Source organism: Microbispora corallina (assembly GCF_016863035.1).
Classification (GTDB): Bacteria; Actinomycetota; Actinomycetes; order Streptosporangiales; family Streptosporangiaceae; genus Microbispora; species Microbispora corallina.
In genome coordinates this window covers 65,360-84,151 of record NZ_BOOC01000011.1, presented here as the reverse complement: position 1 = coordinate 84,151, position 18,792 = coordinate 65,360, and the positions used below count along the sequence as shown (strand labels likewise).

At 76.1% G+C, this 18,792-nt stretch carries 18 protein-coding genes; 7 read left to right on the top strand and 11 right to left on the bottom strand.

What is annotated here, in order from left to right:
- Positions 1–18 precede the first annotated feature (18 nt).
- Genes Mco01_RS14050 through Mco01_RS14040 form a run of 3 tightly spaced genes read right to left on the bottom strand, consistent with a single transcriptional unit; the run spans position 19 to position 2,604 of the window.
- Positions 19–1,185, bottom strand: a complete 1,167-nt coding sequence (locus tag Mco01_RS14050; RefSeq protein WP_204057334.1) for an acetyl-CoA C-acetyltransferase — start codon at positions 1,183–1,185, stop codon at positions 19–21.
- A gap of 9 nt (positions 1,186–1,194) precedes the next feature.
- Positions 1,195–1,812, bottom strand: coding sequence for a TetR/AcrR family transcriptional regulator (locus tag Mco01_RS14045; RefSeq protein WP_204057333.1), 618 nt, complete (start codon positions 1,810–1,812; stop codon positions 1,195–1,197).
- A gap of 15 nt (positions 1,813–1,827) precedes the next feature.
- Positions 1,828–2,604 (bottom strand): SDR family oxidoreductase, encoded by a 777-nt coding sequence (locus tag Mco01_RS14040; RefSeq protein ID WP_204057332.1) that lies wholly within the window; start codon positions 2,602–2,604, stop codon positions 1,828–1,830.
- A 99-nt stretch (positions 2,605–2,703) separates the two neighbouring features.
- On the opposite strand from Mco01_RS14040, the gene Mco01_RS14035 reads away from it, so the two are divergent.
- From Mco01_RS14035 to Mco01_RS14020, 4 genes are all read left to right on the top strand, one after another.
- A complete protein-coding gene (locus tag Mco01_RS14035) occupies positions 2,704–3,543 on the top strand; it encodes an enoyl-CoA hydratase (protein WP_204057331.1) in 840 nt (279 codons plus the stop codon).
- On the top strand, positions 3,533–4,708 hold the full coding sequence (locus tag Mco01_RS14030; RefSeq protein ID WP_204057330.1) for an acyl-CoA dehydrogenase family protein: 1,176 nt from the start codon (positions 3,533–3,535) through the stop codon (positions 4,706–4,708). Before Mco01_RS14035 ends, Mco01_RS14030 begins: the two co-directional genes overlap by 11 nt.
- 115 nt (positions 4,709–4,823) lie before the next feature.
- Positions 4,824–5,819, top strand: a complete 996-nt coding sequence (locus Mco01_RS14025) for an acyl-CoA dehydrogenase family protein (protein WP_204057329.1) — start codon at positions 4,824–4,826, stop codon at positions 5,817–5,819.
- A gap of 32 nt (positions 5,820–5,851) precedes the next feature.
- Entirely contained in the window at positions 5,852–6,598 is a 747-nt protein-coding gene (locus Mco01_RS14020; protein ID WP_204057328.1) for a Clp protease N-terminal domain-containing protein, read from the top strand.
- A 21-nt stretch (positions 6,599–6,619) separates the two neighbouring features.
- Here Mco01_RS14020 and Mco01_RS14015 read toward each other — a convergent pair whose 3' ends face one another.
- The 5 genes from Mco01_RS14015 to Mco01_RS13995 form a co-directional block, all read right to left on the bottom strand.
- On the bottom strand, positions 6,620–7,633 hold the full coding sequence (locus tag Mco01_RS14015; RefSeq protein ID WP_239103619.1) for an NAD(P)H-dependent flavin oxidoreductase: 1,014 nt from the start codon (positions 7,631–7,633) through the stop codon (positions 6,620–6,622).
- A gap of 68 nt (positions 7,634–7,701) precedes the next feature.
- Positions 7,702–8,463, bottom strand: a complete 762-nt coding sequence (locus Mco01_RS14010; protein ID WP_204057327.1) for a CoA-transferase subunit beta — start codon at positions 8,461–8,463, stop codon at positions 7,702–7,704.
- The gene (locus Mco01_RS14005; protein WP_204057326.1) at positions 8,460–9,314 is read right to left on the bottom strand and encodes a CoA transferase subunit A; all 855 of its coding nucleotides are present in this window, start codon (positions 9,312–9,314) and stop codon (positions 8,460–8,462) included. The genes Mco01_RS14010 and Mco01_RS14005 overlap by 4 nt, the downstream gene beginning before the upstream one ends.
- A 7-nt stretch (positions 9,315–9,321) precedes the next feature.
- Positions 9,322–10,068 (bottom strand): enoyl-CoA hydratase family protein, encoded by a 747-nt coding sequence (locus Mco01_RS14000; RefSeq protein ID WP_204057325.1) that lies wholly within the window; start codon positions 10,066–10,068, stop codon positions 9,322–9,324.
- 119 nt (positions 10,069–10,187) lie between these two features.
- Positions 10,188–11,774, bottom strand: a complete 1,587-nt coding sequence (locus Mco01_RS13995) for a FadD3 family acyl-CoA ligase (RefSeq protein WP_204057324.1) — start codon at positions 11,772–11,774, stop codon at positions 10,188–10,190.
- 157 nt (positions 11,775–11,931) lie between these two features.
- On the opposite strand from Mco01_RS13995, the gene Mco01_RS13990 reads away from it, so the two are divergent.
- Complete coding sequence (locus tag Mco01_RS13990) at positions 11,932–12,699, top strand: SDR family oxidoreductase (RefSeq protein ID WP_204057323.1); 768 nt, start codon at positions 11,932–11,934, stop codon at positions 12,697–12,699.
- An 84-nt stretch (positions 12,700–12,783) separates the two neighbouring features.
- Here Mco01_RS13990 and Mco01_RS13985 read toward each other — a convergent pair whose 3' ends face one another.
- The 3 genes from Mco01_RS13985 to Mco01_RS13975 are packed head-to-tail and all read right to left on the bottom strand — an operon-like array spanning position 12,784 to position 15,859.
- Positions 12,784–13,929: an acyl-CoA dehydrogenase family protein gene (locus tag Mco01_RS13985; protein ID WP_239103597.1), complete on the bottom strand. Its 1,146-nt coding sequence runs from the start codon at positions 13,927–13,929 to the stop codon at positions 12,784–12,786.
- Positions 13,926–15,086 carry an acyl-CoA dehydrogenase family protein gene (locus tag Mco01_RS13980; RefSeq protein WP_204057322.1) on the bottom strand — a complete coding sequence of 387 codons (1,161 nt, stop codon included), beginning with the start codon at positions 15,084–15,086 and terminating at the stop codon, positions 13,926–13,928. Before Mco01_RS13980 ends, Mco01_RS13985 begins: the two co-directional genes overlap by 4 nt.
- A gap of 11 nt (positions 15,087–15,097) precedes the next feature.
- Positions 15,098–15,859, bottom strand: coding sequence for an SDR family NAD(P)-dependent oxidoreductase (locus Mco01_RS13975; RefSeq protein ID WP_204057321.1), 762 nt, complete (start codon positions 15,857–15,859; stop codon positions 15,098–15,100).
- Between the two features lie 184 nt (positions 15,860–16,043).
- Here Mco01_RS13975 and casG point away from each other — a divergent pair, with 184 nt between their 5' ends.
- Complete coding sequence (casG, locus tag Mco01_RS13970; protein WP_204057320.1) at positions 16,044–17,729, top strand: steroid-24-oyl-CoA synthetase; 1,686 nt, start codon at positions 16,044–16,046, stop codon at positions 17,727–17,729.
- A 61-nt stretch (positions 17,730–17,790) separates the two neighbouring features.
- On the top strand, positions 17,791–18,792 hold the full coding sequence (locus Mco01_RS13965; protein WP_204057319.1) for an SDR family NAD(P)-dependent oxidoreductase: 1,002 nt from the start codon (positions 17,791–17,793) through the stop codon (positions 18,790–18,792).

Below are 18,792 nucleotides of genomic sequence, written 5' to 3'. Positions count from 1 at the left end.
CCGCGACGGGTGACGCGGTCAGAGGCGTTCGAGGATCGTCACGTTGGCCTGGCCGCCGCCCTCGCACATCGTCTGCAGGCCGTAGCGGCCGCCGGTGCGCTCCAGTTCGTGGAGCATGGTGGTCATCAGGCGGGCCCCGGTCGCGCCGAGGGGGTGGCCGAGCGCGATGGCCCCGCCGTTGGGGTTGACCAGTCCCGGGTCGACGTCGAACTCCTTCAGCCACGCCAGCACCACGGAGGCGAACGCCTCGTTGATTTCCACGTGGTCGAGGTCCCCGATCGTCATGCCCGCCTTCTTCAGCGCGTACGCGGTCGCGGGGATGGGGGCCGACAGCATGCGGACGGGGTCCTCCCCCCGGGCGGACAGGTGGTGGATCCGGGCGCGGGGCGTCAGCCCGTGGGTCCGCAGCGCCCGTCCGGACGCCACCAGCAGGGCCGCCGCGCCGTCGGAGATCTGCGAGGCGACCGCGGCCGTGAGGCGGCCGCCCTCGACGAGCGGCCGCAGCGCCGCCATCTTCTCCGGCGAGGTGTCGGGTCGCGGCCCCTCGTCGGCCGTCACGCCCTCCAGCGGCGCGATCTCCCGGGCGAACCGCCCCTCGCCGGCCGCCCGGACGGCCCGGACGTGCGAGGCGTAGGCGAACTCCTCCATCGCGGCCCGTGTGATCCCCCACCGATCGGCGATCATCTCGGCCCCCCGGAACTGGGACACCTCCTGCTCGCCGTACCGCGCCCGCCACCCGCGCGAGCCCGCGAAGGGACCCTCGGTGAGCCCCAGGGACTCGGCCGCGCCGAGCGAGGCGTACGCGATGGGGATCTGCGACATGTTCTGCACGCCGCCCGCCACCACGAGGTCGGCGGTGCCGGACATGACGGCCTGCGCCGCGAAGTGGACGGCCTGCTGCGACGACCCGCACTGCCGGTCGACCGTGACGCCGGGCACCTCCTCGGGCAGCCCGGCCGCGAGCCAGCAGGTGCGGGCGACGTCCCCGGCCTGGGGCCCGACGGCGTCGACGCAGCCGAAGACGACGTCGTCCACGGCCGCCGGGTCGATCCCCGTGCGCTCCACGAGCGCGGCCAGCACGTGGGCGCCGAGGTCCGCGGGGTGGACCAGGGACAGCCCCCCGCCGCGCCTGCCCACGGGCGTGCGCACGGCGCCGGCGATGTAGGCCTCGGGCGTCGCGGCCATCGGACCTCCTCAGTCCTTCAGGATCCCCTCCAGGACCATCGCGACGTACTGCCGGGCGATCTCGCCCGCGGGCAGGCGCCCGTCGCTGCGGTACCAGCTCGCGGCCACCCAGACGGTGTCGCGCACGAACCGGTAGAGCAGCCCCGTGTCGAGGTCGGCGCGGAAGACGCCGTCCATCACGCCCCGGTCGAGCACCGACAGCCACATCTCGCGGAATCGGCGCTGCGACTCGGCCAGATAGGCGAAGCGCGGGCTCTCGCCCAGCAGCTTCGACTCGTTCTGGTAGATGACGACGGCCTCGCGGTAGCGGTCGATGCACCGGAACGACTCGGCGACCAGCGCCTGGAAGGTCTCCCGGGCGCTCAGGTCGGACGCGAGGACGCGGTCGTAGGCCGCCCACATGTCGGTGAGGAACGTCGAGAGGATCTCGTCGACCATCGACTCCTTCGAGTCGAAGTGGTAGTAGAGGCTGCCGCCGAGCATGCCGGCGGCGTCGGCCACCTCCCGGACCGTGGTGGCGGCGTACCCCCGGGACGCGAACACCTTCGCGGCGGCGCCGAGCAGCTCCGCCCTCCGCTCGGCGCGGGCGGCGGCGGCGCTCTCCGAGTCGCGGCGTCGTGGGCTCATGGACGGGCGGACCTTTCAGGGATGCTGGCCGGAGACCGAGACGGTCTCCCCGGTCATGTACGAGGAGTAGTCGCTGGCGAGGAACACGACGACGTTGGCGACCTCCCACGGCTCGGCCGCCCGCCCGAACGCCTCCCGGGCGGTGAGCTCGGCCAGCGTCCCGGCCGAGGTCGCCTTCACCAGGTGGGGGTGCATGGCCAGCGAGGGCGCGACCGCGTTGACCCGCACGCCGTACGGCGCGGCCTCGAGGGCGGCGCACCGGGTCAGCGCCATGACGCCGGCCTTGGCCGCCGCGTAGTGCGCCTGGCCCTCCTGGGCTCGCCACCCGAGCACCGACGCGTTGTTGACGACGACCCCGCGCCCGCGGGGCTGCATGCGCGCGAGCGCGGCCCGTGTGCAGCGCATCGTGCCGTTGAGGGTCACGTCCAGCACGCGGCTCCACTGCTCGTCGGTCATGTCGACGAGGTTCACCGTACCGCCGAGGCCGGCGTTGTTGACCGCCACGTCGACCGGGCCGAAGCGGTCCTCGGCCGCCGCGAACATCCCCTGGACCTGGTCCTCGCGGGTCACGTCGCACGGCGCCGCGGCGACCGTCCCCGGGCCGAACTCCTTCTCCAGCGCGGCGAGGGCGTCGGCCAGCCGCCGTTCGTGGGCGTCGCTGATCAGCACCCGCGCGCCCTCCTCCAGCAGGCGGCGGGCGCAGGCGCCGCCGATGCCGGTGCCCGCGGCGGCGGTGACCACGGCCACCCGGCCGCGGAGCAGGCCGTGCCCCGGGACATAGGACGGGCGCATGACCCGGCTCCTCCAAACCGGCCGCGGGGCGGCCCTCCTCGACGGACCCTCGATGAGTTACTCTACCAAACGATTGTTAGAAACAATGAGAGGGTCGCCATGTCCGTCGTGCGGTACGCGCGGCGCGGGCCGGTGGCGGTCGTGACCATGGACCGCCCCGAGTACCGCAACGCGCAGAACTCGGCCATGACGTACGCGCTGGACGAGGCCTTCTACCGGGCCGCGGCCGACGACGACGTACGGGTGGTCGTGCTGGGCGGGGAGGGCCCGCACTTCTCGGCGGGGCACGACATCGGCACGCCCGGCCGCGACGCCGGCGTCACGTTCGAGCGCAGGGCCGGGCTGTGGTGGGACCACGTCGGCAAGCAGGGCGCGGAGAGCAGGCTCGCCCGGGAGTCCGAGGTGTACCTCGGGATGTGCCGCCGGTGGCGGGAGCTGCCCAAGCCGATGATCGCGATGGTGCAGGGCGCCTGCGTCGCGGGAGGGCTGATGCTCGCCTGGGTGTGCGACCTGATCGTGGCCTCCGAGGACGCGTTCTTCGCCGACCCGGTGGTGCGGATGGGCATCCCCGGCGTCGAATACTTCGCGCACCCGTGGGTCATGCCGCCCCGGGTGGCCAAGGAGCTGCTGTTCACCGGCGACCGGATGCCGGCCCGGCGGGCGTACGAGGTGGGGATGGTGAACCGGGTCGTGCCGCGGGCCGACCTGGAGGCGGAGACGCTGGCGCTGGCCGGGCGGATCGCCGCCATGCCGCGCCTCGGCCTCGCGCTGGCCAAGAAGGCCGTCAACCAGGCCGAGGACCTGCAGGGCATGCACGCAGGCATGGACTCGGCCTTCGGGCTGCACCACCTCGCGCACGCGCACAACGCGGAGACGGGGGCCGACCCGCTGGGCGGCATGGACGCCCGGAGCATGCGGGCGGCGGCCGATGGATCTTGATCTGTCGGAGGCCGAGCCGTTCCGGGCGGAGGTGCGCGCGTGGCTGCGGGAGCACGTTCCGGCCGTCCCGCCGCCCTCCCTGGAGACCGCCGAGGGCTTCGCCGCCCACCGCGCCTGGGAGCGCACCCTGCACGACGCGGGCCTGTCGGTGGTCTCCTGGCCCGCGCGGTACGGCGGCCGGGACGCCACCCCACTGGAGTGGCTGGTCTTCGAGGAGGAGTACTGGGCGGCCGGCGCGCCGGCCAGGGTGAGCCAGAACGGCGTCAACCTGCTCGCGCCCACGTTGTTCCGGCACGGGACGCCCGAACAGCTCGACCGCGTGCTGCCGGCTATGGCCTCGGGCGAGGTCGTGTGGGCCCAGGCGTGGTCGGAGCCCGGGGCGGGCAGCGACCTGGCCGCCGTACGGGCCACCGCGACGCGGTGCGACGGCGGCTGGCTGCTCGACGGCCAGAAGACGTGGAGCTCCCGTGCGGCGTTCGCCGACCGGGGCTTCGGCCTGTTCCGCTCCGATCCCGGGGCCGGGCGGCACCGCGGGCTGACGTACGCGATGTTCTGCCTGGACGCCGAGGGCGTCACCCGCCGCCCGATCGGCCGCCTGGACGGCAAGCCGGCCTTCGCCGAGCTGTTCCTCGACCGGGTCTTCGTGCCCGACCGCGACGTCGTCGGCGCGCCCGGGGACGGGTGGCGGGTCGCCATGAGCACGGCGGGCAGCGAGCGGGGGCTGGCCCTGCGCAGCCCCGGGCGGTTCACGGCCGCCGCCGACCGGCTGGTGTCCCTGTGGCGCGAGCGCGGCGACCCGTCCGACACCGCGACGGCGGACCGGGTCGCGGACGCCTGGATCCGGGCCCGCGCGTACCGGCTCAAGGGGTACGAGACGGTCTCCCGGGCCGAGGACCCGGGGGCCGCCGCGAGCATCAACAAGATCTTCTGGTCGGAGCTGGACCTCGCGCTGCACGAGACCGCGCTCGACCTCCTCGGCCCCGGCGGCGAGCTCGCCGGCCCGTGGCTGGAGGGGTACGTCTTCGCCCTCGCCGGGCCCGTCTACGCCGGGACCAACGAGATCCAGCGCACGATCGTCGCCGAACGCGTCCTCGGCCTTCCCCGCCCCGCCGACGCGGGCGGGGGCGGGGGCGGGGGCGGGGGCGGGGGCGGGAGGCAGGGGTGAGGCGCGGCATCCCCGCGGAGCGCCGCGCGGCGGGTGACGCCGGAACAGGGCGGGGGATCAGCGCGAAGCGCCGCCCGGCGGGTGACGCCGGAAGGAGGGCCCGGGTGAGGCGCGGATGAGGTTCGTCCTGGACGCGGAGCAGCGGATGTTCGGGGAGACGGTGGACGCGGTGCTCTCCCGGTCCGGCCGGCCCGAGACGATCCGCGCCTGGGCGGCCGGGACCCCCGGGCCCGGGCTCGCGCTGTGGCGCGCCCTCGCCGAGGCCGGGGTCCCCGCGCTGGCCGTCTCCCCACGACACGGCGGCGCCGGGCCGCTCCCGGTCGAGCTGGTCACGGCCTTCCACGAGCTCGGCCGCCACGCCGCGCCCGGGCCGTACGTGGAGACGGTCGCCGCGGCCGTCCTCCTCGACGCCCTCGGCGACGCCGGGCCGGCCGCCGCGTGGCTGCCCCGTGTCGCGGACGGCACGGCCGTCGTCACGCTGGCGCTCGCCCCCGTCGTCCCGCACGCCCTGGACGCGGACGCGGCGGACCTCACGCTCGCGGTCGACGGCGACCGGCTGTGCCGGGGTGAGCCGGGAGTGCCGCTCGCGTCGCTGGACCCCGCGCGGCGCCTGTTCCCCGTGGCCGCCGGGACCGTGCTCGCGAGCGGGCCCGCGGTCCGCGCCGCGGCCGCCCGCGCGTATGACACGGGGGCGCTGTCCTGCGCCGCCCAGTTGGTCGGGCTGGGTCACCGGCTGCTGGAGGCCACGGTCGCCCACGCGCGGTCGCGCCGGCAGTTCGGGCGGCCCATCGGCGAGTTCCAGGCGGTCAAGCACCGGCTGGCGGACGTCCTCGTCGGCCTGGAGTACGCCCGGCCGCTGGTGCACGGCGCCGCCCTCACGTACGGCATGGCGAGCTTCCCGAGGGACGTCTCCGCGGCGAAGGCGGCCGCCTCGGACGCGGCGTACGCGGCGGCCCGGGCGGCGCTGCAGATACACGGGGCGATGGGCTACACCGACGAGTACGACCTGAGCCTGTGGATCCGCAAGGCCACGGCGCTGCGGCAGGCCTGGGGTGCGCCCGCCGGGCATCGGGCCCGGGTGCTGGCCGCACTATCGTCAACCCCAGGTTGACGATCGCCCCATCGTCAACCTATGGTTGACGCATGTCGAACCCACAACCCATGGACGTCCCGGTCCGCCTGGACGACCTGATCCAGGCCATCAAGAGGGTCCACACGGACGCGCTCGACCAGCTCACGGACGCGGTCATGGCGGCCGAGCACCTCGGCGAGGTCGCCGACCACCTCATCGGGCACTTCGTGGACCAGGCACGCCGCTCCGGCGCGTCCTGGACCGACATCGGCAGGAGCATGGGCGTCAGCAAGCAGGCGGCCCAGAAGCGCTTCGTCCCGAAGGGCTCCGCCGAGCCCCTGACGTTCGACCCGGGCCAGGGCTTCACCCGCTACACGCAGCGGGCCCGCAACGTCGTGATGGCGGCCCAGACCGAGGCCCGCGCCGCCGGCAATGCCGAGATCCGGCCCGAGCACATCGTCCTCGGGCTGCTCAGCGAGCCCGAGGCCCTCGCCGCCGCCGCGATCACCGCCCAGGGCGTGACGCTGGAGGACGTACGGCGGGCCGCGGCCGCCGCGCTGCCGGAGCCGGCCGGCGAGGTGCCCGAGCTCGTCCCGTACGACGGCCAGGCGCGCAAGCTGCTGGACCTGACGTTCCGGGAGGCCCTGCGCCTCGGGCACAACTACATCGGGACCGAGCACATCCTGCTCGCCCTGCTGGAGCAGGAGGACGGCGCCGGCGTGCTGTCCGGCCTCGGTGTCCGGAAGGGGCCCGCCGAGGCCGCCATCGCCGAGGCCCTGGCCGTCGTCGTCGCAGCGGCCGGCCGGAAGCAGGAGTAGAGCGGCCGGCAAGGGCCGCGCTCATTCCGCGGACTGAGCGCCGTCGTCGTCGAGGCGGGCCGACAGGCGGCGCAGGACGGCGGCGGCGTCGGCGACGACGCGGTCGATGAGCTCCTCGCAGGTGGGCAGGTCGCCGAGCAGGGCGACCACCTGTCCCGCGGCCATCACGCCGAGGTCGGGGCGGCCGTCCACCATGGCCGACCTGAGCAGCATCGGGGTGTTGGCGGCCATCAGGACCTCGGCCCAGCCGAGCCGCCGGGCACGCCGCATGGCCCGCCCGTCCCTGACGAGGGCGGGCCACGACATCCCGGAGATCCCGCGGAAGCGGTGGGCGTTGCGGAGCGCCCTGGCCAGCCCGGCAAGCCGGCCCGAGCGCTCCAGCGCGTCCACCAGCGGTGTGCGCAGGACCCGGTGCGGCGTCCCGTCCACCCGCCGGGTGACGACGGTCTCCGACGCGCCGAGGTAGACGGCCTTCACCGCGTCGGGGACCGGGCTGTCGGCGGTCAGCAGGAAGCGGGTGCCCATGGCGACGCCGGCCGCGCCGTACGACAGGGCGGCGGCGAGCCCCCGCCCGTCGAAGAAGCCGCCGGCGGCGATGACGGGGACCCCGACGGCGTCCACCACCTGGGGCAGCAGCAGCGTGGTGGCGAGGGGCCCGGTGTGGCCGCCGCCCTCGCCGCCCTGGACCATGACGGCGTCGGCGCCCCACGCGGCGACCTTCTCCGCGTGCCGCCGTGCCCCCACGGTGGGGATCACGACCACGCCGGCCTCCTTCAGCCGGTCGATCAGGTCGCGGCGGGGGGCCAGGGCGAACGAGGCGACCTTCACCCCCTCGCGGATGAGCAGCCCGGCCCGGGCGTCGGCGTCCGCCGCGTCGGCCCGCAGGTTCACCCCGAACGGCGCGGAGGTGCGCCGCCGCACCTCGGCGACGGCCGCGGCGAGCCCGTCGAGGGACATGGTGGCCGACGCGAGGATGCCGAGGCCGCCCGCCTCGGCCACGGCCGACACCAGCCGCGGCCCGGCCACCCATCCCATCCCGGTCTGCACGACGGGGTGGCGGACCCCGGCGAGCCGGGTCAGCGGCGTGCGGAACACCTGGTCGATCACGGCCCGCGGACCTCGCGGTCGCGCAGGGCGCCCGGGTCGAGGACGTCGCGGATCAGGCGGAGCTCCTCCGCCGTCGGGAGCCGGGTGACCGCCACGTCGCCGCCTATCGCGAGCGGGAATCCCGTCGCCGCGACCACCCGGTCCGGCTCCACGCCCGGGTGGACCGAGACCAGCCGCATCGCCCCCTCCGGGCCGCCGAAGTCGAGCACCGCGAGGTCGGTCACCACCCGGCGCAGCTCGTGGAAGCGGCCGGACGGCCCCAGCGCCGCCGCCCGGTCGCCGCCGACTCCCGAGACGACGTCCACCTCCGGCACGAAGACTCGGGGCGAGTGCCGGGGGATCCAGTAGCTGGTCGGCCCGCAGACCGTGTTGCCCGGGGCGCCGCGCATGCCGAGGAGCTGGGCGGCGGGCCGGGCCGGGTCGCCGATGGCGGAGATGTTGGTGCCGCCGTACCGGTCGATCTGCGAGGCGCCCATCATCACGTGCCGGCGGCCGTTCAGCACCAGCCACAGGTGGTCGCGGAACGGCAGCCAGCCCTCGACGTCCCCCGCGGGCGCGCCCAGGGGGACGGCCTCCGCTGTGAGCAGCGCGCCGCCGTCGGTGGTGAGCAGCCCGGGCTCGAACGTCAGCCGGGCGAGGCGCGCGCCGAGGACCGAGCAGGTGCCCATGGCCGCGGCGAGGATCTCGCCGTCCCCCCGCCACGCCTCGGCGCAGGCCACGACGCACACCTCGGCCCGCGTGGCCTCCCCCGCCGTCACGCCCCCTCCTCGTGCCAGCGGCGCACCTCGCGCTGGTAGGCGGCCTCGCTTCCCGACAGGAAGCGGCCGGCGAAGCCCGCCCAGGCCCGTTCGTCCGCCGCGCACGACGCGTAGTGCCGCTGGAACGCCTCGTCCCGCGCTCGGTCGGGGCCGCAGTCGGTGAAGTGGCCGCCGTTCGGGGTCTCGACCACGCCGGTCACGTGCATCCGGCTGACCAGCAGCGTCTGCGGCGGGCCCGGCAGCGCGCCCGGCGCGACCACCCGCTCCGCCGACACGTACGCCCGGGCGGCCGCCTTGACGAACAGGTCGTCGAGGTACGGATCCGGGCCCAGGTACTGCCCGTTCCCCCGGGTGTCGGCCCGGTCGAGGTGCACCAGCGCCACGTCGAGCGTCAGCGCGGGCACGGCGACCAGGTCCTCCCCCTCGCCGTACGGCGAGCGGACGGTGGCGAGGCCGGAGCCGGCCCGCAGGACGTCGGAGCCGAGCCCGGCCCGCGTGGGCAGGAACGGCAGCCGGTGGGCCGCCGCGAGCAGCCCGAACATGAACATGCCCTCGTCGTACTCGGTGAACTCCACGGCCCCCCGCTGCCGGGCGGCCCGGAAGTGCGGCTCCAGGGGGATCGAGTCGAGCGTCACGAACGGGGCGACCACCCGGCGGACGGCGCCCGCGGCGCACAGCAGGCCCACGTCCGGCCCGCCGCACGAGACGACCGTGAGGTCCCGCAGGCCGGACCGGCACAGCGCGCGGACCAGCGCCATCGGCTTGCGCCGGGAGCCCCAGCCGCCGACGCCGACCGTCATGCCGTCCTCCAGCGAGGAGACGACCTCCTCCACGCTCGTCACCTTGTCCATCGGGCGGCTACCCCTCCCCCGCCGCGAACGCGTCGCGCAGGCGTCCGCCCGCGCCCATGAGGGTGAGCTCGTACGTGAGGCCCTGCTCGAAGCGGTAGCTGCGGTGCACGTCGACCGGGTCGATGCCGTTCAGCGCCTCCTTGGCCCTGCGCACGACGTACGGATCCTTGGCGGCGACGGCCTCGGCGACCGCGAGCGCGGCCGCCCGCAACCGGCCGGGCGGGACCACCTCAAGGACCGACCCGTGGGCGTGGAGCTCGGCCGCGGTCACGGTGCGGCACGTGTACACCATCGCGCGGGCGAGGTGCCCGGGGACGAGCCGGGCCAGGTGGGTGGCCGCGCCCAGCGCCCCCCGGTCGACCTCGGGCAGCCCGAAGTAGGCGTCGTCGGCGGCCACCACGATGTCGGCGTTGCCGGCCAGCCCGACGCCGCCGCCCAGGCAGAAGCCGTGCACCGCCGCGATCACCGGCACCTCGCACTCGTAGACGGCCCCGAACGCGGCGTGGCAGCCGCGGTTGGCGCCCACCAGCGCCTCGAAGCCGGCGTCGTCGCGGATCTCCTTGATGTCCACGCCCGCGTTGAAGCCCCGCCCCTCGGCGCGCAGCACGACGGCCCGGGTCGCCGGGTCCCGCCCCGCCTCGCGCACGGCCCCCGCCAGCTCGAACCAGTCCCGTACGGCGAGGGCGTTGACCGGGGGCACGTCCACGACGACCTCGACGACACCCCCGGAGTGGACGACGGCGGAGATACCCATGGGCCACCTTTCCACCAAACATTTGTTAGAAACACGCTAACAGAAGGCCTCCGCGAAGGCCCGGGTCGTTCCGGCGCGACCACGGGTTCGGGGCGGCGCGGGCGGTTCTCGGCGGGCGGTCAGGGGAGGCGGGAGCGGACGACCTTGCCGGCCGCGTTGCGGGGCAGGTCCGCGACGAAGACGACCTCGCGGGGCACCTTGAAGTTGGCGAGCCTGCTCCGGCAGTGCGCGATGAGGTCCTCGGACGTCGCCGCGGCGCCGGGGCGGACCCGCACGTAGGCCCGTCCCACCTCGCCGAGCCGCCGGTCGGGGATTCCCACCACGACGGCCTCGGCGACCGCCTCGTGCCCGGCGAGCACGTGCTCCACCTCCGCCGGGTACACGTTGAACCCGCCGACGGTGAACATGTCGGTGGACCGGCCGGTCACGGTGAGGTGGCCGCGCGCGTCGAGGCGGCCGCGGTCGCCGGTGGCGAGCCAGCCGTCCCGCACGGCCGCGGCCGTCGCCTCCTCGTCGCCGAGATAGCCCTTCATGACGTTGTGGCCGCGGACGAGGATCTCGCCGTCCTCCCCCGGCGGGACCGGCGCGCCGCGGCCGTCGACCACGGCGACCTCCACGCCGTCGATCGGGCGTCCTGAGGTGGCGGCCACGGTCGCGTCGTCGTCCCCGACCGAGCAGGACGTGACCGTCCCGCAGGCCTCGGTCAGCCCGTACGCCGTGACGACCTGCGGGAACAGCTCCGACCGCAGACGCCGGACGAGCTCGATCGGCACGACGGCGGCGCCGGTCACCGCGAGCCGCAGCGAGGACAGGTCGTGACGGTCGCGGGCGGGCGCGTCGAGCAGGGAGACGTAGACCGTGGGCGGCCCGGGCAGGACGGTGATCCTCTCGGCCTCGACGAGCCGCAGGGTCTCACCCGCGTCGAACACCGTCTGCAGGACCATCGTGGCCCCGCGCAGCAGGCAGGCGAGGATGCCCGCCTTGTAGCCGAAGCAGTGGAAGAACGGGTTGACCACGAGGTAGCGGTCGCCGCGGCGCAGACCGGTCCGGTCGCACCACGCCTCGTAGGTCCGCACGTCCTGCGCGTGGGTGCACATCACCCCCTTCGACCTGCCGGTGGTGCCCGAGGTGAACAGCACGTCGGCCACGTCGTCCCCGGTCACCGAGCTCCACCGGGAGCGCGCCTCGTCCTCAGGCACGGCGTGCGCGCCCTCCAGGAACCGGGTCCAGCCGATCACACCCGGGCCCTCCACCTCGTCGTACGTGACGACCGTCCGGAGGGCCGGCAGCCCCGGCGCCCGAGGTGCCTGCGCGGGCCCCTCCCCGGTGCCGGCGCCGAGCATCGCCAGGTAGCCGTTGCCGAGGAAGCCGTCCTCGACGAACAGCACGCCCGCCCCGCTCCGGGCGAGGGGCCAGTGGGCCTCGTCCCCCTTGTACCGGGTGTTGAGCGGCACCAGCACGGCCCCCGCGCCGAGGGCCCCGAGCGCGGTCAGCACCCAGCGGACGCCGTTCGGCGCCCAGATCGCGACCGGGTCCCCCCGGCCGACGCCGAGGGCGGCGAAGGCCCGCGCCACCGCGCGGACCCGGTCCCGCAGCTCGCCGAAGGTCAGCCGTACCGGCCCGTCCACGACGGCCTCGACGTGGGGGAAGTCCCGCGCGGCGCGGTCCAGGGCGGCCGGAATCGTCGGTGCGTCGATCTCGCTCATCGCTGCCTGCCTGCGGCCGGGGGTGCGTGACGGTCCGGCCATGGTGCCGCCGTACGGCGGCCGGGCGCCCGGGCGGGTCCCGGTCATCGGTACGGCGCGCCCGGTGCCGGGCCGCCGGCCCCTACCCTCCCTGGGGCCGGCCGTCGGAGGGAGCGGGATGGGCATCGACCTCACCGGGCGCGCGGCGCTCGTCACCGGGGGCACCCGGGGCATCGGGTTCGCGATCGCCGAGCGGCTCCTCGCGGCGGGCGCCGAGGTGGTGGTCGGCGGACGGACCGAGCCGGCCGCGCTCCCGAGCGCGGGCGGCAGGACGGCCGGGTTCGCCGCGGCCGACATCCGGGACGCGGCCGCGGCGGCCGGGCTGGTGGAGGCGGCGGCCGCCCGTCTCGGGCGGCTCGACGTGCTGGTGAACAACGCGGGCGGGTCCCCCTCCGCCGACGCGGCGGCCGTCTCCCCCCGGTTCGTCGAGAGGATCGTCGCCCTCAACCTGCTGGCGCCCTTCTACGTGGCCCAGCCGGCCAACAGGATCATGCAGGCCCAGGAGGGCGGCGGCTCGATCGTCAACATCGGCAGCGTCGCCGCCCACGATCCGCAGCCGGGTGTCGCCGCCTACTCCGCCGCCAAGGCGGGGCTGCTCGCGCTGACCCGGGCGCTGGCCCTGGAATGGGCGCCCCGGGTGCGGGTCAACCACATCACGACAGGCCTCGTCCTCACCGAGGCGGCGGCCGGCGTGTACGGCGAGGACGGCGGCGCCGCGGTCGCCGGGGTCGTCCCCCTGGGACGGCTCGCCGCTCCCGGCGACGTGGCGGACGCGTGCCTGTTCCTCGCGAGCGACCTCGCGTCGTACGTCACGGGAGCGGACCTGGCCGTGCACGGCGGGGGCGAGGTGCCGGCCCGCTATCTGGTGACGCGCCCGCCGGGCTGACCGGGCTGACCGGGTGGCCGCCCCCGCCCGGCCCGCCACCTGGTGACGCGCCCGCCGCCGGAGTGATCCGGGCGGCCGGCCCTCTCACGGCCGCTCCCCGCGCGGCCCGCTCCCGCCGTGAGCGGTCCGCGCGCGGGCGGCGAGCACGGCGCCGAGGCGGTCGAGCCCGGCGGCGGCCCCGCCGAGGGTGCCGGCGATCTGTCTGCCCCACAGGAGGTGGCGGTGCACGGGGTGGGAGACGTCGACGCCCGAGCCGCCGTGGAGGTGCTGCACGCGGTGCACGACGCCGGGCCCGGCCTCGTCGGCCCACCACCTGGCCACGAGGACGGCCGCGTCCGCGTCCCCCTCCTCCAGCGCGCACACGGCCTGCCACAGGCACGCCCGCAGGGCCTCGATCTCGATGTAGCAGTCCGCGACCTGGTGCCGCACGGCCTGGAACGCCCCCAGCGGACGGCCGAACTGCACCCGCTCGCGCACATGGGCGACCGCGTGGTCGAGCGCGCCCTCGGCCACGCCGAGCTGGAGCGCCGCCAGCGCGACCGACGCGACGTCCAGGGCCCGGGCGAGCGCCTCGCCTCCCGGGACGCCGACCGCGGCGGCCGGAGCCCCGGCCAGGACGAGGGTGCCCGCCAGGTCGCGGGTCGTGGTCTCGGCCCGCTCCCACGCCGCGCCCTCCGCGCCGGACGCGACCAGGAAGAGCCCGGGGCCCGCGTCCGTACGGGCCGAGACCAGCACGTGGCCGGCCCCGGACGGCGCCGGGACGACGGCCTTGGTCCCGGTGAGCCGCCACCGGCCGCCGTCGCGCTCGGCGCGGCAGGCGGGCGAGCCAGGGTCGTCCGGGCCGAACTCCTCCAGCGCCACGGTGAGCCGCGACGAGCCGTCCGCGAGGGCGGGCAGCAGGCCGCGCCGCTGCTCCTCGTCGCCGTGGCCGGCCACCGCGAGCGCCCCCACGACGGCGGGCCACACCGGCGCCGGCGCGACCCGGCGTCCCTGCTCCTCCAGCAGCACGCACAGGCCGGCCGGGCCGAGCCCGGCGCCGCCATGCCGTACGGGGAGCGCGACGCCGAGCAGGCCCGTCCTGCCCAGGTCGGCCCACAGGTCGGCGTCGATCCGGTCCGCCGAGGCGTCCACCGCGTCGAGCCGTTCCGGCCGGGTGTGGCCGGCGAAGACCTTCCGGGCCAGGTCGCGCACCGCCTCCAGCTCCTCGCCGAGCGTGAAGTCCACGGTCACCTCTCCGTCCGGGGCAGGCCGAGCCCCTGGGTGGCGATCATGTCGCGGAGGACCTCGTTCACCCCGCCGCCGAACGTGTTCACGACGCCCTGCCGGGACAGCTGCTCGATCTGCCCGCCCAGCACGGCCCCCGGAGACTCGGGGCGGATCCGCCCGGCGGCCCCGAGCACGCCGGTCAGGGCCCGCTGCACGTGGATGTGCGTCTCGGTGCCGTAGACCTTGGCCGCCGCGGCGTCGGCGCCGGTCAGCTCGCCCCGGGCGGCCGCGCCGGCCATCTTCCAGTTGAGCAGCCGCATGGCCTCCAGCCGGACGTGGCAGAGGGCGAGCTCGCGCCGGACCCAGGGCAGGTCGAGCCGGCCGTCGCCGGCGGCCCAGTCCAGCACGCCCTCCCACAGCTCGATCATGCGGCCGCCGAGCGCCGCGAGGCCGACGCGCTCGTGGTTGAGCTGGGTGGTGATGAGCCGCCAGCCGCCGTTCACCTCGCCGACCACGTCGCGGGCGGGCACCCGCACGCCGCTGTAGTACGTGGCGGTCACGACCGTGCCGCCCACCGTCCTGATGGGGCTCCAGGAGAAGCCGGGAGCGCCGGTGGGGACGATGAGGATCGAGATGCCGCGGTGCCGCGGGGCGCCGGGGTCGGTCCGGCAGGCGAGCCAGACGTAGTCGGCGGTGTTCGCGCCGCTCGTGAAGATCTTCGCGCCGTCGACCACGAACTCGTCCCCCTCCCGGACGGCGCGGGTGGTCAGGGACGCCAGGTCGGTGCCGGCGCCGGGCTCGGTGTAGCCGATCGCGAAGACGATCTCCCCGGCGAGGATCCCGGGCAGGAACCGCCGCCTCTGCTCCTCGGTGCCGTGGCTCATCAGCGTCGGGCCGACGGTGTTGACGGTGACGAACGGGAACGGCAGGCCGGCCCGCTGCACCTCGTCGAAGAACACGTACTGGTCCTCCAGGGAGCGTCCCCGGCCGCCGTACTCGACCGGCCAGCCGAGCCCGAGCCAGCCGTCCGCGCCGAGCCTGCGGACGATCTCCCGGAACCGGTCGCCGCCCACCCCCGCCTCGCCCGCCCGCCGCCGCTCCTCCTCGGGGAGCAGGTCCGCGAAGTACGCGCGGAGCTCGGCGCGCAGGCGCCGCTGGTCCGGGGTCTCCCGCAGGTCCACGCCGCCTCCGCTCAGCCGAAGTTCGCCTGGCCGCCGTCCAGCGGGACGGTGGCGCCGGTCAGGTACCTCAGATCGGGGCCGACCAGCGCGACCACGGCCCGCCCGATGTCCTCCTCGCAGTCGCCGACGTACCCGAGGGGGATCGTCCTGCGGAACTCCTCGGCCCGCGCCGGGTCGGCCTCGGCCCACCGCCTCAGCGACGGCGACAGCGCGTGGGGGGCGACGCAGTTGGCCCGGATGCCGTCCCTGCCCCACTCCGCCGCGGCCGTCCGGGTCAGCGAGCGCAGCGCCTGCTTCGCCGCGGCGTAGGCGCCGTACGTGCTGGGGTCCCAGCGGACCATGGCCGAGGTCACGAGGTTGACGATGCTGCCGCCGCCCCGGGCCTTCATGTGCGGGTGACAGGCCTTCATGAACGCGAACGCCGCGAACGGGCCGCTGAGGAAGCCCCGGCGGAAGTCGGCGTCGCTCATCGACAGCAGCGGCCCGAACGCCCCGGAGTAGGCGTTGTTGACCAGCACGTCCACGCCGCCGAGACGGGCCGCGACCTCCTCGACCACGGCGGGCACCGCGTCGGTGTCGGCGACGTCGCACAGGAACGGCTCGGCCCGGCCGCCCCGGTCGCGGATCATGCCGCACGTCGTCTCCAGTTTCCGCATGGTGCGGCCGAGGACGGCGACGTCCGCGCCCTCGGCGGCGAGGGCGAGCGCGATGCCCTGCCCCACGCCCTGGCCTGCGCCGGTCACGATCGCGGCCTTCGAGGCGAGCGTTCCCATCGGTCTCCCCTGGCGAGCGGTGCGGTGACGGCCATGATCGGCACGGCGGGCGCGACGTGGTAGGGACGTCCCGCTCACCGGGAGCCCGCGGCCGGGCGGGGGCCGTCCCGATCACCGGGAGACGCCGCCGCGCCGCGGGCGTCGCGGCCGAGAATGGGCCCCCGGTGGAGACGGGAGGGGCGCGATGGCCACGTCCACGGATCCCGCGGCGGCGGCGAGGGCGGCGGCCGCGGTCGTGGCCCGCCTGACCGGGCCCGGCGGGGAGTTCGAGATCGCCGAGGAGGACGTGCTCGGCGCCCGGACGCCGTCCTTCCGGCGCCGCCACCGGAACCTGGGCGAGATCCTGGCCCGGTCGGCCGCGTACGGCGAGCGCGACTACGTCGTCACGGCGTCGGAGCGGCTCAGCTTCGCCGGGCACGCCGCGCTGGTCGCGTCGCTCGCGGCGGCCCTGCGCGACGACTTCGGGGTGCGGCCCGGCGACCGCGTGGCAGTCAACGCGGCCAACTCCCCCGAGTGGATCGCCGCGTTCTGGGCGGCGGTGGCGGCGGGCGCGGTGGCGGTCGGATACAACGCCTGGTGGTCCCGGCGCGAGGTCGGGTACGCGCTGGACCACACGACGCCGGCGGTCGTGGTGGCCGACGCCGAACGGGCGGAGCGGTCGTCCGGGGCCGCGCGGGTTCTCACGATCGAGGAGGACCTGCCGCGCCTGGCGCGGCGGCACGAGGGGGCGCCGCTGCGGGTGCACGACGCCGGGGAGGACGACCCGGCCGTCATCCTCTACACGAGCGGGACGTCCGGGCGGCCGAAGGGGGCTGTCCACTCCCACCGCAACCTCACGTCGGTCGTGGAGTACCACCGGCTGAACGACGCGCTCGCCCGAGCCCTGGGCGACCCGCTGGAGCCGGCCGACCGCCGCCACCTGCTGGCGCTGCCGCTGTTCCACATCGCGGGCCTGCACAACCTCGCCGTGCCGCGCCTGGCCACGGGCGGCGCGGTCGTCATGCACCAGGGCGCCTTCGACGTGGACGCGGTGCTGGGCCTGATCGAGCGCGAGCGGGTGACGAACTGGGGAGCCGTGCCCACCATGGCCCACCGTCTGGCCGAGCGCGGCGACCTGTCGTCGTACGACCTGTCGTCGCTGACCGCGTTCTCGCTGGCGTCGGCGCCGTCCTCGCCCGCGTTCAAGGAGCGGCTGCGGCGGGCGCTCCCGGCCGCCCGGCGCGCGCTCGTGGACAGCTACGGCCTGACCGAGTCGTGCACGGGCATCACGGTCGCCTCGCCGGCCGACCTCGCCGAGGCTCCGGACACCGTCGGCCGGCCGATCCCGGCCGTGCGGGTGGAGATCCGCGACCCCGAGGGCAGGGCGCTGCCGCCGGGCGAGGAGGGCGAGATCTGCGCCCGCGGCCCGTACACGATGCTCGGCTACTGGGACGACCCCGAGGCCTCGGCCCGGGCCCTCGACGCCGGCCGGTGGCTGCGCACCGGCGACATCGGGACGCTCGACGGGCAGGGGCGGCTGCGGCTGACCACCCGCAGGACCGACCTCATCCTGCGCGGGGGCGAGAACGTCTACCCGGCCGAGGTGGAGGCCGTGCTGGGCGAGCACCGGGGCGTGCTGGAGTGCGCGGTCGTCGGCGTCCCCCATCCCGACCTCGGCCAGGAGGTCGCCGCGGTGGTGGTGACCGCCCCCGGCCGCCCGGTCGGCGAGGGCGACCTGCGGGCGTACGCCGCGGAGGCGCTCGCGTACTACAAGGTCCCGTCGCGGTGGCACCTCACGACCGAGCCGCTGCCCCGTAACGCGACCGGCAAGGTGGTGCGTCCCGAGGTGCTGCGCGCGCTGGGCGACCCCGCTCACCGGGACACGCGCTGACCCGGACGGGCCGCCCGTACTAGTTTCACCGTTCCGGACCATGGGAACGGGGAGCGAGCCGATGAGCGGACACACCGGCCTGGACGGCAGGGCGGCGATCGTGACCGGCGCGGGCGGCGGCATCGGCCGCGCGGAGGCGCTGGCGCTGGCCGCGCGCGGCGCGAGCGTCGTCGTGAACGACGTGGGCCCGGCGGCGGACGAGGTCGCGGCCGAGATCGGGAAGCTGGGCGGCACGGCGGTCGCCGTGACCGGGGACGTCGGCGACTGGGCCACCGGCGACCTGCTCGTCCGGGCCGCCGTCGACACGTTCGGCCGGCTCGACGTCGTGGTGAACAACGCGGGCGTGCTCCGCGACCGGATGGTGTTCAACCTGGGCGAGGACGACTGGGACACGGTCGTCCGCGTCCACCTCAAGGGACACGCCGCGCTGTCCCGCGCCGCGACCGCGTACTGGCGGGGGGCGAGCAAGGCCGCCGGCGGGCCCGTGTACGGCCGGATCGTCAACACGTCGTCCGAGGCGTTCCTGTTCGGCTCGCCCGGCCAGGCGAACTACGCCGCCGCCAAGGCGGGGATCGTCGCGCTGACGCTCGCGACCGCCCAGAGCACCGCGAAGTACGGCGTGACGGCCAACGCCATCTGCCCGCGGGCGCGCACGGCCATGACGGCCGGCGTGTTCGGCGAGAGCCCCGCGCCCGTCTCCCCCGGGTCCTCCGGCGGCTCTGCGGGCTCCTCCGGGGGGCTGGACGCCCTGGCCCCCGAGCGGGTCGCCACGTTCGTGAGCTACCTCGCCTCCCCCGCCTCGGCGCGGATCACCGGCCAGGTGTTCGTCGTGTACGCCGACCTGGTGGCGCTGATGGCCGCGCCCGCCGTGGAGCGGACCTTCCGGGCCGAGGGCGGGGCGTTCGACGTCGCGGAGATCGACACGCTGCTCACGCCGTACTTCGGCGGGCGCGACCCCCGGCGCGGGTACGCCGCGCACGCGGTGGCCGCCCTCGACACGACAGGCGTCCCCAACGCCGCCCTGGAGGTGACGGGCGTGCCCAACGCCGCGCAGGACGGGTGA